Source organism: Brachyspira sp. SAP_772 (assembly GCF_009755885.1).
GTDB lineage: Bacteria > Spirochaetota > Brachyspiria > Brachyspirales > Brachyspiraceae > Brachyspira.
In genome coordinates, this window is record NZ_VYIX01000211.1 from 1 (window position 1) to 667 (window position 667).

The 667-nt window shown below is 26.1% G+C and carries 1 protein-coding gene; it reads right to left on the bottom strand.

The window, feature by feature from the left end; all coding sequences use genetic code 11:
- Positions 1–129: 129 nt before the first annotated feature.
- A partial coding sequence (locus GQX97_RS13605; RefSeq protein ID WP_157152314.1) for a GGDEF domain-containing protein occupies positions 130–667 on the bottom strand: 538 nt, incomplete at its 5' end.

Sequence of the window (667 nt, forward strand, 5' to 3'; positions counted from 1 at the left end):
TCCAGAAATAATAACAGCATTAGAGCCATAATTTTTACATATATAATCTATATAATTATATGCATCGCTTCCAATAGTATAATTTGGTAAAAATAAACTTTCCATAAATATATCCTTATAATAAATATACTATTTTCTTTCAGACATTCTCTCGTCATATATAATTACTTTATTTCGGCCTTGATGTTTAGCCTCATACATAGCCATGTCTGATTCTTTTACACTTTGCAATATTGATGTTTTTGAATTATGCCTATATTCAGATATGCCTATGCTTATAGTAATTTTTATATCTTGAGATTCATAATTAAAAACTTTATTTTCAACAGTTCTTCTAATTCTCTCTCCAACAGTAAATGCTTCATCTTTATTAGTATTAGGGCAAATAATAATAAACTCTTCKCCTCCGTATCTAAAAGAAATATCACTYCTTCTTAGTATATTATCAGATGATGAAGTTAATAAACGTCCTATTTCATGCAAAACCAAATTACCGCAATCATGACCATATATATCATTTACATTTTTAAAATGATCYAAATCCATAAATATAAGAGATATAGTATATTTATAACGCTTAGCCCTCTCAGCTTCCTCTTCTATAACTTTGTAAAAATATCTTATATTGTATAAATTAGTAATATGGTCAATAATTGATTGTTCATTT